The 15,026-nt window shown below is 70.0% G+C and carries 14 protein-coding genes and 1 tRNA gene; 7 read left to right on the top strand and 8 right to left on the bottom strand.

Annotated elements, in window-relative coordinates; genetic code table 11:
• Positions 1 to 5 precede the first annotated feature (5 nt).
• A complete protein-coding gene (locus tag OHS71_RS28590; RefSeq protein WP_037898529.1) occupies positions 6 to 194 on the bottom strand; it encodes a ferredoxin in 189 nt (62 codons plus the stop codon).
• 365 nt (positions 195 to 559) lie between these two features.
• On the opposite strand from OHS71_RS28590, the gene OHS71_RS28585 reads away from it, so the two are divergent.
• Together OHS71_RS28585 and OHS71_RS28580 are read left to right on the top strand one after the other, a co-directional pair.
• Positions 560 to 1,915, top strand: coding sequence for a glutamine synthetase family protein (locus OHS71_RS28585; RefSeq protein ID WP_328482188.1), 1,356 nt, complete (start codon positions 560 to 562; stop codon positions 1,913 to 1,915).
• A 20-nt stretch (positions 1,916 to 1,935) separates the two neighbouring features.
• Positions 1,936 to 3,234 carry a cytochrome P450 gene (locus OHS71_RS28580; RefSeq protein ID WP_046707486.1) on the top strand — a complete coding sequence of 433 codons (1,299 nt, stop codon included), beginning with the start codon at positions 1,936 to 1,938 and terminating at the stop codon, positions 3,232 to 3,234.
• Positions 3,235 to 4,273: 1,039 nt separating this feature from the next.
• Here OHS71_RS28580 and OHS71_RS28575 read toward each other — a convergent pair.
• Both OHS71_RS28575 and OHS71_RS28570 read right to left on the bottom strand, forming a co-directional pair.
• Complete coding sequence (locus tag OHS71_RS28575) at positions 4,274 to 4,516, bottom strand: DUF2277 domain-containing protein (RefSeq protein WP_328482187.1); 243 nt, start codon at positions 4,514 to 4,516, stop codon at positions 4,274 to 4,276.
• A 143-nt stretch (positions 4,517 to 4,659) separates the two neighbouring features.
• Positions 4,660 to 5,199, bottom strand: coding sequence for a GNAT family N-acetyltransferase (locus OHS71_RS28570; protein WP_328482186.1), 540 nt, complete (start codon positions 5,197 to 5,199; stop codon positions 4,660 to 4,662).
• 123 nt (positions 5,200 to 5,322) lie between these two features.
• Here OHS71_RS28570 and OHS71_RS28565 point away from each other — a divergent pair, with 123 nt between their 5' ends.
• Positions 5,323 to 5,733 (top strand): thiol-disulfide oxidoreductase DCC family protein, encoded by a 411-nt coding sequence (locus OHS71_RS28565; RefSeq protein ID WP_328482185.1) that lies wholly within the window; start codon positions 5,323 to 5,325, stop codon positions 5,731 to 5,733.
• Between the two features lie 30 nt (positions 5,734 to 5,763).
• Here OHS71_RS28565 and OHS71_RS28560 read toward each other — a convergent pair whose 3' ends face one another.
• On the bottom strand, positions 5,764 to 6,378 hold the full coding sequence (locus OHS71_RS28560) for a dihydrofolate reductase family protein (protein WP_328482184.1): 615 nt from the start codon (positions 6,376 to 6,378) through the stop codon (positions 5,764 to 5,766).
• Positions 6,379 to 6,566: 188 nt separating this feature from the next.
• On the opposite strand from OHS71_RS28560, the gene OHS71_RS28555 reads away from it, so the two are divergent.
• The gene (locus tag OHS71_RS28555; protein ID WP_328482183.1) at positions 6,567 to 6,911 is read left to right on the top strand and encodes a hypothetical protein; all 345 of its coding nucleotides are present in this window, start codon (positions 6,567 to 6,569) and stop codon (positions 6,909 to 6,911) included.
• Between the two features lie 113 nt (positions 6,912 to 7,024).
• Here OHS71_RS28555 and OHS71_RS28550 read toward each other — a convergent pair.
• Positions 7,025 to 7,099: transfer RNA gene (locus OHS71_RS28550), tRNA-Val, on the bottom strand.
• A 158-nt stretch (positions 7,100 to 7,257) separates the two neighbouring features.
• On the opposite strand from OHS71_RS28550, the gene OHS71_RS28545 reads away from it, so the two are divergent.
• From OHS71_RS28545 to OHS71_RS28535, 3 genes are all read left to right on the top strand, one after another.
• The gene (locus OHS71_RS28545) at positions 7,258 to 8,031 is read left to right on the top strand and encodes a DUF4097 family beta strand repeat-containing protein (RefSeq protein WP_328482182.1); all 774 of its coding nucleotides are present in this window, start codon (positions 7,258 to 7,260) and stop codon (positions 8,029 to 8,031) included.
• A 74-nt stretch (positions 8,032 to 8,105) separates the two neighbouring features.
• Positions 8,106 to 9,500, top strand: a complete 1,395-nt coding sequence (locus OHS71_RS28540) for a hypothetical protein (protein ID WP_328482181.1) — start codon at positions 8,106 to 8,108, stop codon at positions 9,498 to 9,500.
• Between the two features lie 82 nt (positions 9,501 to 9,582).
• Positions 9,583 to 10,137 carry a DUF4383 domain-containing protein gene (locus OHS71_RS28535; protein WP_328482180.1) on the top strand — a complete coding sequence of 185 codons (555 nt, stop codon included), beginning with the start codon at positions 9,583 to 9,585 and terminating at the stop codon, positions 10,135 to 10,137.
• 13 nt (positions 10,138 to 10,150) lie between these two features.
• On the opposite strand, the gene OHS71_RS28530 is transcribed toward OHS71_RS28535, so the two are convergent.
• From OHS71_RS28530 to OHS71_RS28520, 3 genes are all read right to left on the bottom strand, one after another.
• Positions 10,151 to 11,323, bottom strand: a complete 1,173-nt coding sequence (locus OHS71_RS28530) for an amidase domain-containing protein (protein WP_328482179.1) — start codon at positions 11,321 to 11,323, stop codon at positions 10,151 to 10,153.
• Positions 11,324 to 11,423: 100 nt separating this feature from the next.
• Positions 11,424 to 12,710: a hypothetical protein gene (locus tag OHS71_RS28525; protein WP_328482178.1), complete on the bottom strand. Its 1,287-nt coding sequence runs from the start codon at positions 12,708 to 12,710 to the stop codon at positions 11,424 to 11,426.
• A 50-nt stretch (positions 12,711 to 12,760) separates the two neighbouring features.
• A complete protein-coding gene (locus OHS71_RS28520) occupies positions 12,761 to 14,971 on the bottom strand; it encodes a transglycosylase domain-containing protein (RefSeq protein WP_328484674.1) in 2,211 nt (736 codons plus the stop codon).
• Between the last annotated feature and the right edge of the window lie 55 nt (positions 14,972 to 15,026).

Here is a 15,026-nt window from a genome sequence, read left to right as displayed (position 1 = left end):
GCCGCTCAGTCCTCGATCCGGATGGCCTGCAGCGGACAGACGTCCGCGGCCTCCTCGACCTCGTCGCGCAGGGTGTCGTCCGGGTCGCTGACGTAGGCAAGCCGTCCGTTGTCGTCCAGCTGGAAAACGTCGGGGGCCGCGAAGACGCACTGTCCGTGGTCCTTGCACTTGTTCATGTCGACGACGACCTTCATGGCCGGTCCTCCTGGAAGGTGGGTGCGCCGGAGCGGGCGGGAGCGAGGGGCAGGGGCGGGATGGAAGGGCCCGGCCGGTGGCCGGGCCCCCAGCCACAGGGGTGCGGGAAGCCGAACCCCTGACTCGTTTGGCTTCAAACAACATAGGAAGCCGCCACGCTCTGGTCAATACCTATCCGGATGGATAAATTCTTTGGCACACCCCCTTGCGGGAAGGCGGCCACCTCCATACCGTTTGGCTTCAAATGATTGACCGGGGCTTCACGACCGCGGCATCGCCCGGCGCCCCAACCAGTCTTCGCTCCGCCACCCTCCCCCCGGGCTCGACGCCCGAGAGGTGCCCCGAATCCGCCGAGGAGACATCGGTGAGCGCTCACGACACCCCATCCGTCCGCCGGCACCAGGACCGGCTCGCCGCCGAGGGCATCGACGTGGTCCGGGTGACCTACCCCGACCTCATCGGCACCGACCGCGCCCGCGACGTGCTGCTCGACCACCTGCCGTCGGCCTGCGAGCACGGCCTGGCCTTCTGCCGCGCCGTCTACCACACCACCCCGCGCGGCGACGTCGTCGCGATCCAGGGCGGCATCGATGCCGGCCTGCCCGACATCTCCGTGCGACCGGACCTGAGCACCCTCGCACGCGTGCCCTGGGAGCCCGGCGTTGCGTGGTGTCTCGGTGACACGACCGACCCGGCGACGGGCGGCCCGGCCGCGGAGTCGCCGCGCGATCTGCTGCGCTCGGTGCTGGCCCGATGCACGGACGCGGGTCTGAGCCCGGTCGTCGGCCCGGAGCTGGAGTACTTCCTCCTCGAAGAGGACGCCACCGCCCCGAACGGCTGGCGGCGCAGCCCCACCGTCACCGGATCCGTCTACACCGCCGGCCTGCGCGCCGACCCCGACAACCACCTGCTGCGTACCCTGCGACAGCTGCGCGACCTCGGCATCGGCGTCATCACCGGCAACCACGAGTTCGACGGCGGCCAGTACGAGATCAACCTGACCCACTCCGACGCCCTGGACGCCGCCGACCGGGCGTTCCGCTTCAAGGCCGCTGTCAAGGAACTGGCTCGTAAGGAAGGCAAGTTGGCCACCTTCATGGCCAAACCCTTCAACGATTCGGGCGGCTCCGGCTTCCACCTGCACTTCTCCTGCGTCGACGCCGACGGCCGCAACGTCTTCGATGACCCGGCCGGCGCCTTCGGTCTCTCCGGCAACGCCCGGCACGCCATCGCCGGCCTCCTCACCCACGCCCCGGCGCTCGCCGCGCTGCTCAACCCGACCGTCAACTCGTACAAGCGCTTCGGGCCCGACACCCTCGCACCCTGGTTGATCAACTGGGGCCTGGACAACCGAAGCGCCATGGTCCGCATCCCGCCCGAGCGCGGCTCCGGCGCCCGCCTGGAGCTACGGCTCGGGGACGCCGGCGCCAACCCGTATCTCGCGATCGCCGCGCTCACTGCCGCCGCCCTGCTCGGCGTCCAAGAGGGCAAGGAGCCGCCCGCGCCGCTGGAGGGCTACGGCTACCACCTGGAGAAGTCCCAGGTCCTGCCGATGAACCTGACCGCCGCGCTCGACGCCCTCGAAGCCGACGAAGCGCTCACCGAACTGCTGGGCAAGGACTTCACCGCGTCCTTCCTCGCCTACAAGCGCGACGAGGCCGAACGCTTCCAACGACACGTCAGCGACTGGGAGTTCGCCGAGTACTCCTACCACCTCTGAGCACCCCGCAGGAGCACACCATGACGAGCACCCTGAACACCACCGACACCCACCACGCCCCCGACGACCCGATGCCGCTGGACGAGGTCGACCTCGCCGACAACGACAAGTTCCTCGACGGCGTCACCCCCTGGCGCATGTTCCACACCCTGCGCCACCAGGACCCGGTCCACTGGCAACCGGAGCCCGAGCCCAACCACGGCTTCTGGGCCGTCACCCGGCACGAGGACATCGCCCGCGTGGGACGCGACCCGCAGACCTTCACCTCCACCAAGTTCGCCAACCTCGAAGAACTCGACGACGATCAGATCAAGAAGCGCGCCTCCATCCTGGAACTGGACGGCGTACGCCACCGCGCGATGCGCAGCCTGCTACAGCGTCAGTTCGGCCAGGGCGTCATCAACGAGTACGCCGACTTCCTGCGCGGCCTGACCGCCAGGACGCTGGACACGGCCCTCGCCAAGGGCACGTTCGACTTCGTCGCCGACGTCGCCGCCGACTTCCCCATCAACGTCCTCGCCCGGCTCCTCGACGTCCCCCCGGAGGACAACCAGCAGCTCATCGACTGGGGCAACCGGATTATGGGCAACACGGACCCCGACTACGCCGATGTCCTCCTCCACAGCGAGGAGAGCGAGCAGTACAAGGATCTGCCCTTCCGCAGCCCGGCCTCGCTGGAGGTCTTCGAGTACGGACGGGAGCTGGTCCGCCAGCGGCGGGGCGGCACCGGCACCGACCTGATCTCCAGACTCATCAACCAAACCCCGCGCGACGGCGTCCCGCTCTCCGCGCAGGACTTCGACAACTACTTCCTGCTGCTGGTCGTGGCCGGCAACGAGACCACCCGGCACACCATCTCGCACTCCATGCTGGCCCTCATCCAGCACCCCGAGCAGCTGACCAGGCTCCAGGAAGACCCCTCTCTCATCCCGGTCGCCGTCGAGGAGTTCCTGCGCTGGGCCACGCCCGTCTACCACTTCCGCCGTACCGCGACACGCGACGTCGAACTCGGCGGCAAGCGGGTGAAGGAGGGCGACAAGGTCGTCATGTGGTACGCCTCCGGCAACCGCGACGAAGAGGTCTTCGGCAACCCGTACGACTTCGACGTCACCCGCCAGGACAACGACCACCTCACCTTCGGCAAGGGCGGCCCCCACCTGTGCCTGGGCAACCTGCTCGCCCGCACCGAGATCCGCATCATGTTCGAGGAACTGATCCCGCGCCTCGCCGGCATCCGCCTCGCCGGCGACGTCCCCCGGGTCCGCTCCAACTTCGTCAACGGCATCAAGAAACTGCCGGTCGAGGTCACCCTCGCCTGACCGCCTGTACACAAGCTGTGGCCACCCGGACCGCTGGGTGCCCACAGCTCTGTGTGTTTGCGGCGGCAACACTCTGATCGCGACCGTTCGGAAGGGCATGGTCGCACCAAATGGTCTTGCCGTTCGGGGGCTCTGCCGGTCTTCCATCTCCCGGTGAGCTGGGCGACCAAGCCCGGCTCCAGCGCCCGCCTCACATCTCGGCAACAGGCGGATCGGCCGCATCGACGCCGCCGACGCGTCGTGGACGTTCATGCTCTTCCTCAACGCCACGACTACAGCAGTGATGGCCTGCACTGGGGTGGCCCGGGCGAGGCCCACCACGAATCCGGCCTCGAGTCGAAGCGGCACTGACCCCGAATAATGCGATATGCGTCCGGCAAGATCGCTCAACCTTCGATGAGAATCACTCAACCTTCGCTGCGACAGGTCAAGCACTACTGCCGTTCGGGAGCGCCATCACCTTGCATGGCCCCACCGAAGCCAGGGCTCACCTCCGCGACCTCGCCACCAACCTTGCCCACCGCTATTGCGCCGTCACCAACGCCCTGACCCACAACAACTAGGTCACGACGGGCCCGGCCCCGCCCGGCCCCCTGCCCGACGGGCATCCCAACCGGGGCCGACGCACCGATCGACGCCGATCCACGGGCCCGGCATCCCGGTCCGATCCCGGCCGCGCAAGCCCGGCACCCCGGTCCGCGCCCGCCTCACCGGGCCCAGACGCCCACGCCGGTCGACACCAGGGCCGCCGCACCGATCGACGCCGATCCACGGGCCCGGCACCCCGGCCCCCCGGAGTCCGGCACCCGGGCCACGCAAGGGCCCGGCACCCCGGTCCGAACCCGGCCGCCCAAGGCCCGGCACCCCGGCCCGTACCCGGCCGCCCAAGGCCCGGCACCCCAGTCCGTACCCGGCCTCACCGGGCCCAGGCCGCGGGCCACGCCGGTCGACACCAGGGCCGACGCCTCGTTTCACGCCGGCCCGTGCCGTCCGGGGTACCGCGGTGCCGTTCCCGCACCGGTCGGCCGGGCCGCCGCCCCTACGCGCGCGCTTCCGCTGCCGCGGCGCGGCCGGCCCCGCGTACCTCCAGCCCGTCCAGCAGCTCCGCCGTGGCCGCGGCGATGACCTCGACCGCTCGCTCGAACACCTCCCGGTTGTGCTCGGCCGGCGCCCGGAAACCGGACACCTTACGGACGTACTGAAGGGCTGCGGCACGCACCTCGTCCTCCGTCGCCTCCTCGGGCAGGGCGGGGGGACGCAGCGTCTTGATACTCCGGCACATGCCTCCCAGTCTGCCCCGCCGCCCGGCCGCGTGCCAGAACCGCCCGGCGGGCGACGACCGCATCTGCGGGCCCGGCCGTCCACGTCCCGCCGGACCCGGGCAGCACCCTGCCGCCAAGCGCCCCGAGAAGGAGCCGGCGGACCTTATCCGGCAGTGGCGGGCAGCCCGGCGCGCAGGTCGACGTACCAGTCGTTGGATCTGATGGGGTTGCCCTTCGGGTACTCGAAGTCGACCTGTCCGACCAGGGTGAACCCGGCCCTGCGGCACACCCCGTTGGACGCGGCGTGCTCCGCCTTCGGGAACGCGTGCAGTGCCGGACGTCCGCCCCGCCCTTCCCGCTGCCGTGCGACGCCGACGAGGGCCCGGGCCGCCGCCACCGCGAGCCCTCTGCCCTGGAACTCGGGCAGGACCGCCCAGCCCGTCTCCCACACCCGCTCACCGTGCCAGTCACGTTCCCAGTACCCGATCGACCCGACGGTCTCCCCGGTGTCCGCGAGCGTGACCCGGTACATGCGTCCGGAGGACAGCTCGACGTAGCGCCGATGCCGCTCAAGGAGCTCCTCCTCACTCTCCGGCCCGCCCAACTGCTCGGTCATGGCGGGGCTGTTGGACCGCCGCAGCAGCCAGAAGTCGCCCTCGGCCCAGGGCACCAACCGCACCTGTTCCACGTCCTGTTCCTCCATGCACGCCACCTTAGGTCCGGGGTCCGACACCAGTGGTCCGATACCAGCGGTCCCGGCCCGTGCGAGGCTGCGGAGAGGAACCGGTCAGCTCCCCCACCGAGGGTGGGGGGTGGAGGGAAACCCGTGATCAGCCCCGCTTCGCACAGTCCGCGCCCCGCGCCCCCGGTACTCGCCTACGACGGGGACTGCGGCTTCTGCCAGGCGTCCGTCGACCGCATCCGCAACCTCGCCGCACCGGCGCTGCAAGCGGTTCCGTGGCAGTTCCTGCCCGCGGAGTCGACCGCGCCGCACCTCGGACGGCTGGACCGGGAGGTTCTGCTGCTCCACGGCGGCACGGTCCTCGCGGGCGGGGCCGACGCCGTGAGCCGCTGGCTGGGCACCTCGCCGTCCGCCGGGTACCGCGTCCTGGGCGCCGTCCTCAGGCTGCCCGGCCTGCGCTCCCTCGCCCGCGTGGTCTACCGCTGGGTGTCGCGCAACCGCCACCGCCTGCCCGGCGCCACCGCCGCGTGCACGGTTCCGCCGCGCGGCGAGTGAGACCCCTCCCGCGGTTGCGCCGGGACGTCGTCAGAGGACGTCGTAGGTCAGGTGCGTCACCGTCGACGTCGAGGTCACGCTCCGCCGGACCAGCGCGCGCGGCGGGCCGCCGGTGAACAGCGGCGTCCCGGCGCCGAGCACGACGGGCGCCAGGTGCAGGGTCAGCGCGTCGACCAGCCCGGCGGCGAGCGCGGAGCCGATGGTGGCGCCGCCGCCCATGAGGACCACGTCGAGATCCTTGCCGCTGTGCGACGACGCCGCCTCGGCGCGCTCACGCGCGGCGGTGACGGCATCGGCCAGACCGGTGGTGACGAACGTCCAGTCGAGGTCGGCGAGCCGTACCGCCTCGGGCGGTGAGCTCGTCACGACGACGAACGCGGGCCTGCCGACCTCGCCGGCGCCGTAGCCGACGCTGTCGTCCCAGCCGCCGGGTCCGTCGACCACGTCGAAGAGACGGCGGCCGAGGATGACGGCGCCCGAACGGGCGGTCCCCTCGCTCAGATACCGGCGGTCGTCGGGATCGTCGGAGAACGCCCAGGTGTGCAGGGCCTCACCGCCGGTGCCCAGTCCGTTGTCCGGGCCGGGGTCGGGTCCGGTGACGAAGCCGTCGAGGGATACGGAGATGTCAGCGATGATGCGAGTCATGCAGGGGCAGACCGGACCAGCCGCCCGAACTCATCGCCGACGCCCGAGGCGGGTACCGGGCGCGGGGAGCAGGGCGCCGGGTTCGGGGCGCGGCAGCGGCCGGCCCCTCGGATACATTCGAACGATTGTTCACACGAACACCCCCGAGGAGCTCGCTACTCAAATTCGAACAGGCGTACCATTGCCGGGTGGCTACGACCTACGACTTTCCCAGCGACCTGCGCGCCGGTCAGGAGGAGCTGCATCAGGTCAGGGCCGAGCTGTCGGCCCTGCTGAAGCGGCTGCCCTGGTCGGTCGAGCCCATGGACGGCTTCAGCGACAACACGGGCTGGCGCAAGGCCGAGCGCCCCGCGTCCCCCGGCTGGACCTCCGACGAGCAGGCCGAGGTGGAGAAGCTCCGCCGGCGGGAGCACGAGCTCGCGGTCTTCGTGACCTGCCACCGCTTCTGGTCGGAGGTCGCGGCCCCGGACCGCGTGGAGGCACGCATGAGCCTGAAGCACGCGCACGAGGCCCCGCCGGGCGAGGACGACTAGAAACCCGTCCCGGCGACCAGCACCCGTCCCGGCGCCCGGGGAGATCCGCGCCGGAGACGCCGGAGACAACGCGAGAGGGCCCCCGGATCTCTCCGGGGGCCCTCTCGCTCTCCTGGTGGGCGCGGACGGTTTCGAACCGCCGACATCCTGCTTGTAAGGCAGGCGCTCTACCCCTGAGCTACGCACCCGGGACGAGTCGACAGCCTACATTGCCCGGAGCCGTGCCCCGCAAACCCGTATCGGGGGTTAGCCCCACCCCCGATCCGGGAGCGGGCCGGATCGTCCGGTGGCCCCCCGCTCCCTAGTGTCGTCAGGGCAACGCCAGGCAGCCCAGGGGGAGATCACCATGGCCCGTACGACTCTTTCCGCCCGCGCGGTCCTCGTCACCGGGGTCGTGGTGGCTCTCGCCGCCGGTGCGACCGGTTGCGGCGCGTCCGCCGCCGACGACGAGCACCCCGATCACAGGTCCTTCGCCCTTCAGGGCCGCACGCTCACGATCGACTCCGACGACTCCGCGCTCGAGATCGTCGCGTCGGACACGGCGAAGGCGGGAACGGTCGACGTCACCCGCTGGTTCCAGGGGTCGGTCACCGTCGGCAGGAAGCCGCGGGTGACCTGGTCCATGAAGGACGACCGGCTGACGCTGCGGATGCACTGCTCCGGCGTGGTCGCCGACTGCTCGGGCAAGCACCGCGTCGAAGTGCCCCGGGGCGTCGCCGTGAAGGTGGGCAGCGACGACGGCAGTGTCCGGGCGCGGGGCTTCCGGGACGCGCTGAGCGTGCACACCCAGGACGGCTCCGTACACGTCACCGACTCCAGCGGGCCCCTGGAGCTGCGCAGCGATGACGGTTCCGTCCACGCCGAGGTCTCCTCGCGCACGGTGAACGCGCGCACCAAGGACGGCTCGGTGCACCTCACCCTGAGCGCCGTACCGGACCGGGTGGAGTCGGTCAGCGACGACGGTTCCGTGACGATCTCGCTGCCCGAGGCGACCTACCGCGTGACCACGAAGACCGACGACGGCGGAGTGGACGTGTCCGTTCCGCGCGACGAGTCCAGCGCGCATGTCGTGGACGCCCGCAGCGCCGACGGCAAAGTCACCGTCAGGAAAGCGAACTGACCGACCCGTGTGTTCGTCCCTAACGGGTGGGAGAATGACACCGGGCAGGGCGGATCACAGCACGGGAGAGGGATGTGACGGCGACACCAGCGCAGCCGTATTCGCCGTTGGTGCCGCGCGCACAGCGCCGCCGCGTGTACCGGGGACCGCATGCGCTCCGGGACACCCTGACCCTCGTCGCCCTGCCCCTCGTGGTCGTCCTCGCGCTGCCCGCCGCGTTCGCCGGCGGCGGCACGCGGCGCTGGTTCGGCGGCCGGGCGGAGGGACAGCGGGCCGAGGCCCAGGCCGCGAAGGACGCGGCGGCGGCCGCGTTCTACGAACTGGACACCGCCCAGCGCGACCTGCGGATCTCGATCGAGACGATCACGGCCGTGGACGACTCCCCGGCCGCCCGGCGCGCGGTCTCCGACTTCGGGGCCATCGGCAGGCGCATCGACGAGGCGAGCAGCCAGTACATCAACGCCGTCGACGCCCATGACCTGGACCGGGACGACCTGGAGGCGTCGGCGGCCACCCAGGCGCGCACCGAGCTGACCCGCGCCAAGGACGAGCTGGGCCGCGTCAAGCAGGAGCTGGACCGGTTCGCCGAAGGGCTCGGCCCGCTGCTCGGCAAGGCCGAGACGCAGCTGGCCCGCCTGGCGCCCGCCGTGGAGCGGGCCCGGCAGGCCCTGCTGGCCGCGTCGAACGCGTTGGACGCCGTACGGGAGAGCGGGCTGCGGGCGGACGACCTCGCGGCGCGGCTGGCGGCGCTCGCGCCCGAGCTGACGAAGCTGAACCAGGGCGCGGGACAGCACGGCGTGCCGCACACCCTGGAGCGGGCGGAACGGGTGGCGCGGGAGGCCGAGGCGGTCCGGGCGGAGGCCGGGAGGCTGCCGGAGCGGGCCGCCGAGATCGACCACCGGCTCGTCTCGCTGCGTACCCGTGCCGAGGCGCTGACGACCCGCTCGGGGCAGGTGGAGCCGATCCTGAGCGAGTTGCGGCGGCGGTTCTCGGCGGCCTGCTGGCAGGACCTCCAGCACGTTCCCGACCAGGCCGGGGAGAACGTCCGGCAGGCCGAGGTGAAGCTCAAGGAGGCGCAGAGCGCGCGGGACGCGCAGCGCTGGCCGGACGCGACCGCGCTGCTGTCGACGGCGCGCGCGCTGCTGAACACCACGGACGAGGCGGTCTCGGCCGCCGGTGAACGGCTGACCAGGCTGAACGCCGTGCAGAAGGATCCTCAGGCGGAGATCGACCGGACCCGGTTCGCGATCCGGGACGCACAGCGGCTCGCCATGGCGGGGCGCAACACCCCGGACCCCCGGCACGCGCGTCCGCTGGACGACTCGGTGGCCCGGCTGGAGCGGGCGATCGCCACGCTGGAGGGCCGGCACCCCGACTACTGGCACTTCCTGACCGAGACGGAGGCGGTCCGGCGGGCGGTGGCGAACGTGGTGGCCGGGATCCGTGAGGACCGGGGCACGGGGCACTGACATTGCCGCGTCCGCCCGGTGGGCGGATATTGAGTATGCGTACGGCCTTACATCGGCGCATCCACCCCCGAGGGAGGCGGAGATGGCCACACACGCACTGCACGGCCGGTCCAGGCGGCGGATCAGCTTCAACGAGCATCTGCCGGTCGATCACCGCCTGAACCGGGTCTACCGGATCGGCGCCGGGCTGATGGGCCTGGGTCTGATCGTCTTCGGGATCTTCGGCATCCTCGACAAGATCGGGTTCTTCGACACCGGCGGCGACGAGGTGTGGAGCCTCAACACCAACGGCGCGCTCAGCTGGCTGTCGGTCGCCGCCGGCCTGCTGCTCCTGGTGGGCATGGTGATCGGCGGGAACTTCGCGTCCACGCTGAACATGGCCCTCGGTGTCCTCTTCGTCCTGAGCGGCTTCGTGAACATGGCCCTGCTGGACACCGACTACAACTTCCTGGCCTTCGAGATCCAGAACTGCATGCTCAGCTTCGTGATCGGGATCCTGCTGCTCGTCTTCGGGATGTACGGCAGGGTCGGATCGGCCCTGCCGCACGACAACCCCTACTGGCGGGCCCGCCACCCCGAACTGGCGGAGGAGCGGGACCGTCAGCTGGAGCGCCGGCGGGAGGAGTTCCCGGCCTGAGTCACCGGACCGGTCAGGTGCGGTAGGCGTAGTAGTACGCGTTCGGGTTCTGCGTGATGATGCTCGACAACGACTTACGCAGCGTGTTGTTCGAGTGGTACGTGAGGTACGGCACGCCGTTGCTCTTGGCCGTGACGATCATCGTGTGGTCCTTTGACCCGTCCCGGTCGAAGTCCATCTGGAGGACGTCGCCGACCTCGAGCTGGTACACGTTGGCGAGCGGGGTGGTCCGCTTGGAGTTCTGCGCGAACCAGGACCACTCGTTGACGCCGACGAACGAGTCCGACTGGATGTCGGCGTTGCCGAACCACCTGGTGTAGTCGTACACGTAGCCGGGGACGTGCTTCCAGCCGCCGGCCTTCAGCGACTGGCTGACGAAGTTGGTGCAGTCGCCGCCCGCGGTGTGGTTGTTGAAGTCCGGGTAGTCCTTGTTGTAGACGTTCCAGTACTTCTCGGCGTAGGCGGCCATCGCCTTGTAGTCGTAGGCGGTGCCGGTCTTCGGGACGGCGGCCGGGTTGCGGGTGATCGCCGCGCGCGGGGCGTTCGGCATGGTGTCGTCCGCGGTGGTCGCCGTCTTGACGGCGACCGGCTTGGACAGCGTGTTCACCGCGAGGCCACCCTGGTCGGTGTCCTGGATGGTGGTGAGCTGCCAGTTGCCCTGCCGGTCGGCCTTGAACGTCAGCTCGTGCCTGGACTGGAACCCGGTGGTCTTGGGGGCGTCACCGCGGGCCTGCGCGTAGGTCAGGGTGGTGGTCTCGGTGACGTCGGCCTTGGCCGTACGGCCCGTCACGCGCGTCGCGTCGAGGGTGACGGTCGTCGTGGCCTTGCTGTACTTCTCGCCGGCCTTGGCCAGGCTGTCCCTGCGCTTACCCAGCGAGGACAGGGTGGTGTCCTCGGTGCGGGCCGTGCCGGAGGACAGCTTGACGTCGCCGGAGAAGCCGTCGGTCAGCGGCTTCGCCCGGTCGCCCTGCTTGCCGGTGACCAGAGCGTCGGTGCGGTCGGTGAAGACCGCGTCCGCGAGACGCTGGAAGGTGGCCTTGGTCCCCGCGTCCACCGTGGGGTCGTCGACGACCGCGGCGCCGGCGGACCAGTTGGGCAGCAGAGCCACTCCGGCGACGACCGAGGTGGCGGCGGCCCCGAGTATCGCGACACGGCGACGCGTCGGCTTCAATTTCCTTGACTTCACTGATGTTTCCCCTCTTGCCCCGGCGGACGGATGCCGGGAGAGGCATCTTTGCATGTCATGTGCAGCACGTGTGAAGAGGGTTGCGGTAGAGGTTTGGTTACTACTTCACGACGGTCGACCAGTCCGGGTTCTGTGCCGGGTCGAGGGCGCGCAGCCGCTCCAGCGTCGCGGGCGTCTGGACGTCCATCCAGTCGGACAGTTCCTTGAAGGACACGCATTTGACGTCCTTCTTGGTGCACACGTTCTCGATGACCTCGTCGACGGCCTTCATGTAGATGCCGCCGTTCCACTCCTCGAAGTGGTTGCCGATGAACATGGGGGCCCGGCTGCCGTAGTACACGCGGTTGAAGCCGGCCATGTAGGCGTCGCGGGTCTGCTGCTCCCACTCGGGGTACTTGGCGGGGTCGCCCTCGGGCTGGCCGTCGGACTGGTTGGCCAGGAAGTTGAAGTCCATGGACAGGCCCTGGTACTTGCCGCCGTCGTACGGGAGCGCCTGGAGGGGGAAGTCCCAGAGGCCGCTCTTCTTCGTGGGCCAGATCTGGAAGTCACCGGAGGAGCTGGCGTCGTAGCGCCAGCCGTAGCTCTTGGCGGCCTTCAGGAGGTTCGCCTGGCCCTCCAGGCAGGGCGCCCGGCCGCCGGTGACCTCCTTCTTGAAGTCGAAGGGCAGCGGGGGGATGTCCTGGTAGCCCGTGTTGGTCTTCCAGTGCTCCACGAAGTCGTAGAACTGGTCGATCTCGCTCTTCCACTCGTCGACGCTCCAGAAGCCGCCGCCCTTGGCTCCGCAGAAGTGGCCGTTGAAGTGGGTGCCGATCTCGTTGCCCTCCTTCCACGCCTCCCCCAGCTGCTCCAGCGTGGTGCGGATGTGTTCGTCGGTGGGGAAGCTGATCGCGGACGACCCGACGGGGTGCTGCGGCGGGGAGTACAGGTCCTTCTTGCTCTTGGGCAGCAGGTAGATGCCCGTGAGGAAGAAGGTCATGTTGGCGTTGTACTTCCCGCCCAGCTTCCGGTAGTGCTCGAAGAGCCCGTCGTCGCCCATCAGCGCGCCGTCCCAGGAGAAGACGACGAACTGGGGCGGCTTCTCACCGGGCTTGAGCGGGACCGGCTTCAACTGGCCCGTCTGCGGCCCGGTGTACGAGGTGGAGCCGTCCCCCAGGACGTGGGTCTTGCCGTCCCACTTCGGCTCCTTGGTGGCGTCCGCCGACGCCTTCTTGCTGTCCCCCGAGGAAGCGGTCGGCTCGGTGTTGGCGGTGCTGTTGAGCACCAGGTAGCCGGCCACCAGGGACGCGACGACGAGCAGCGCCGCCAGCGTCAGGAACCCCGGATGTGTGGCGGCGGGGCGGCGGGTGGTTGCCGGGGCCTTGCGGCGGCGGCCCGACGGTGACTTCATGTGCGGATCATTCTCCGGATTCTGGGGGACGCGGGTGCCCGGTTCGGTGGTCAGCCGAGCGGGCGCATGGCACCTGACCAGATGCCGTACGGGACGCTGTCGCCGGTCGTGCCGGCGACGCCCTTCAGTGGAAGCGGTTCGAGGCTCTTGCTCAGGTCGATGCGGTAGACGACGACCGCCGTGGAGACGGCCCTGGCGCTGCCGACGTACCAGGCGGCGGTGTCGTCCTGGGTGGTGCCGGCCTTCCCCGTCACCTGGCCGAGCGATCCGGTCCGGGCTGCGTCCCGCTGCGAGGCGGGGACGTCGTCCGGGTGGGCGGTGCTGAAGGAGTCCGCGAGCGCGGAGTTGACCTCCTCGGCCACGTCGGCGCCGAAGGCCCGGTCGGAGGGCGGGGTGTCCAGGACGACTTTGGTGCCGTTCTTGGTGATCAGGCGCACCGAGTAGGGCTCGGTGTGCTTGCCGCCCGCCGCGAAGGTGGAGTAGCCGCTCGCCATGCGGATCGCGCTGGGCGTGGCGCTGCCCGTGGACAGCGCGGGCACCTGCGCCCCGAAGCTGGAGGGCAGCAGTCCTGACTTCTCGGCGGTGGAGCGCACGATGTCCAGGCCGGTGTCCATGCCCAGCTGCATGAAGGGCGTGTTGACCGACAGTTCCAGCGCCCGGTGCAGGGAGATCTGTCCGTAGGACCTGCCGCCGTCGTTCTTGGCGGCCGCCCGCTTGCCGCTGCGGTCCCAGTACGGCCCTTCGGGCGTCGTCACCGGGACCCCGTTGTCGCCGTCGTAGAGCGTCTCGCCGGTGACCGTCTCGGTGTCACCCTCGCGGGTCTTGTGGATGCCGTGCTCCAGGCCGGCCGCGTACACGAAGGGCTGGAAGGCCGATCCGGCGGGCACGGTGGTGGCGTTGGACTCGTTGTAGCCCTGCGTACGGTGGTCGGGGCCACCGTAGACGGCGAGGATCCGCCCGTCGGAGGCCACCGAGGAGGCGCCGTAGTGCGCGGTCGTCGCGCCCTTCGGGTCGTCCTTGAGGGCCTTCTTGCGGGCCTTGGTGACGGCGTCGGTGAGCTGGGCCTCACGCTTCTTGTCGAAGGTCGTGTAGATCTGGTAGCCGCCCAGGTCGAAGTCCTTGTCGGAGATCTTCCCGGCCTTCTTGGCGTACTGGGAGGCCAGCTCCACCAGGTAGTCGCTCTGCTCACCGGTGTCGTACAGCGGGTTGGACTTCAGCGGCTCGGGGAACTTCGTGTACTTGGCGCGCTCGGCCTTGGACAGCTTGCCGACCTCGACCATGCGGTCCAGGGTCCAGGTCCAGCGCTCCACGGCCCGGGCGCGGTTGGCCGGGCCCAGGGTCGGGTCGTAGAGGCCCGCGCCCCTGAGGAGGGAGGCGAGAAAGGCCGCCTCGCTGGCGTTCAGCTCGCCGACGTCCTTGCCGTAGTAGGCCTGGGCGGCGCGCTGGATGCCGTAGGTGCCGCGGCCGAACCAGCTGGTGTTGAGATAGCCCTCGAGGATGTCGTCCTTGCTCATCTGGTTGTCGAGCTTGAGGGCGATCATGGCCTCGGTGAACTTGCGGCTGACCGTCTGGTTCTGGTTCAGGTAGACGTTCTTCACGTACTGCTGGGTGATCGTGGAGCCACCCTGGGTGTCGCCCTGGCCGATCGTGCGGAACAGGGCGCGGCCGATGCCTTTGAAGGAGATGCCGGGGTCGCTGTAGAAGCTGGCGTTCTCGGCGGCCAGCACCGCCCAGCGGACGTCCTCGGGGATGTCCTTCAGCGGCATCGCCTGCCGCTGCACCCAGCCGGTACGGGCCATCGGCGTCCCGTCGGCCCAGAAGTACACGTTGTCCTGCTGGGTGGCGTACGAGTTGATGTTGTCCGGGACGTCGGTGGCCGCGTAGGCGACGACCAGGAGCATGCAGCTCAGACCTATGGACGACAGGACGCCGCCGAGCCACTGCCGCCAGGAGGGTATCCAGCGCCGCCAGTCGGCACGGCCGGGGCGCGGGTACTGCGGGCGCAGCTTGCGGGCGTACGGCGTGACACGAGCCACATACGGGGCCAGCGCGGCGAGGAGCGGGGCGAGTCGTGGACCCAGAAAAGATGAGATCTGGACGAAAACGGAAGGACGAGGTGCTTTTCGGGGATTCTTTGACGAACGCGGTCTTTCTCCGCCTTCACTCTCACTGTCAGATATATCGGGCACATCCGGTATATCTGACACCCGCAGTTGCATGGTCTCGTCCGCCCGGAAAGAGGCAGGGACCTTCAACTGCATGGTTTCGTCCGGCCGCTGGGGCTCCTCCCCCTGCCCCGCCTGGGTCACGACGCGT

It is taken from the genome of Streptomyces sp. NBC_00377 (assembly GCF_036075115.1).
Classification (GTDB): domain Bacteria; phylum Actinomycetota; class Actinomycetes; order Streptomycetales; family Streptomycetaceae; genus Streptomyces.
Note: the sequence above shows the minus strand (reverse complement) of the source record. Positions and strands in the feature narration are given on the sequence as shown.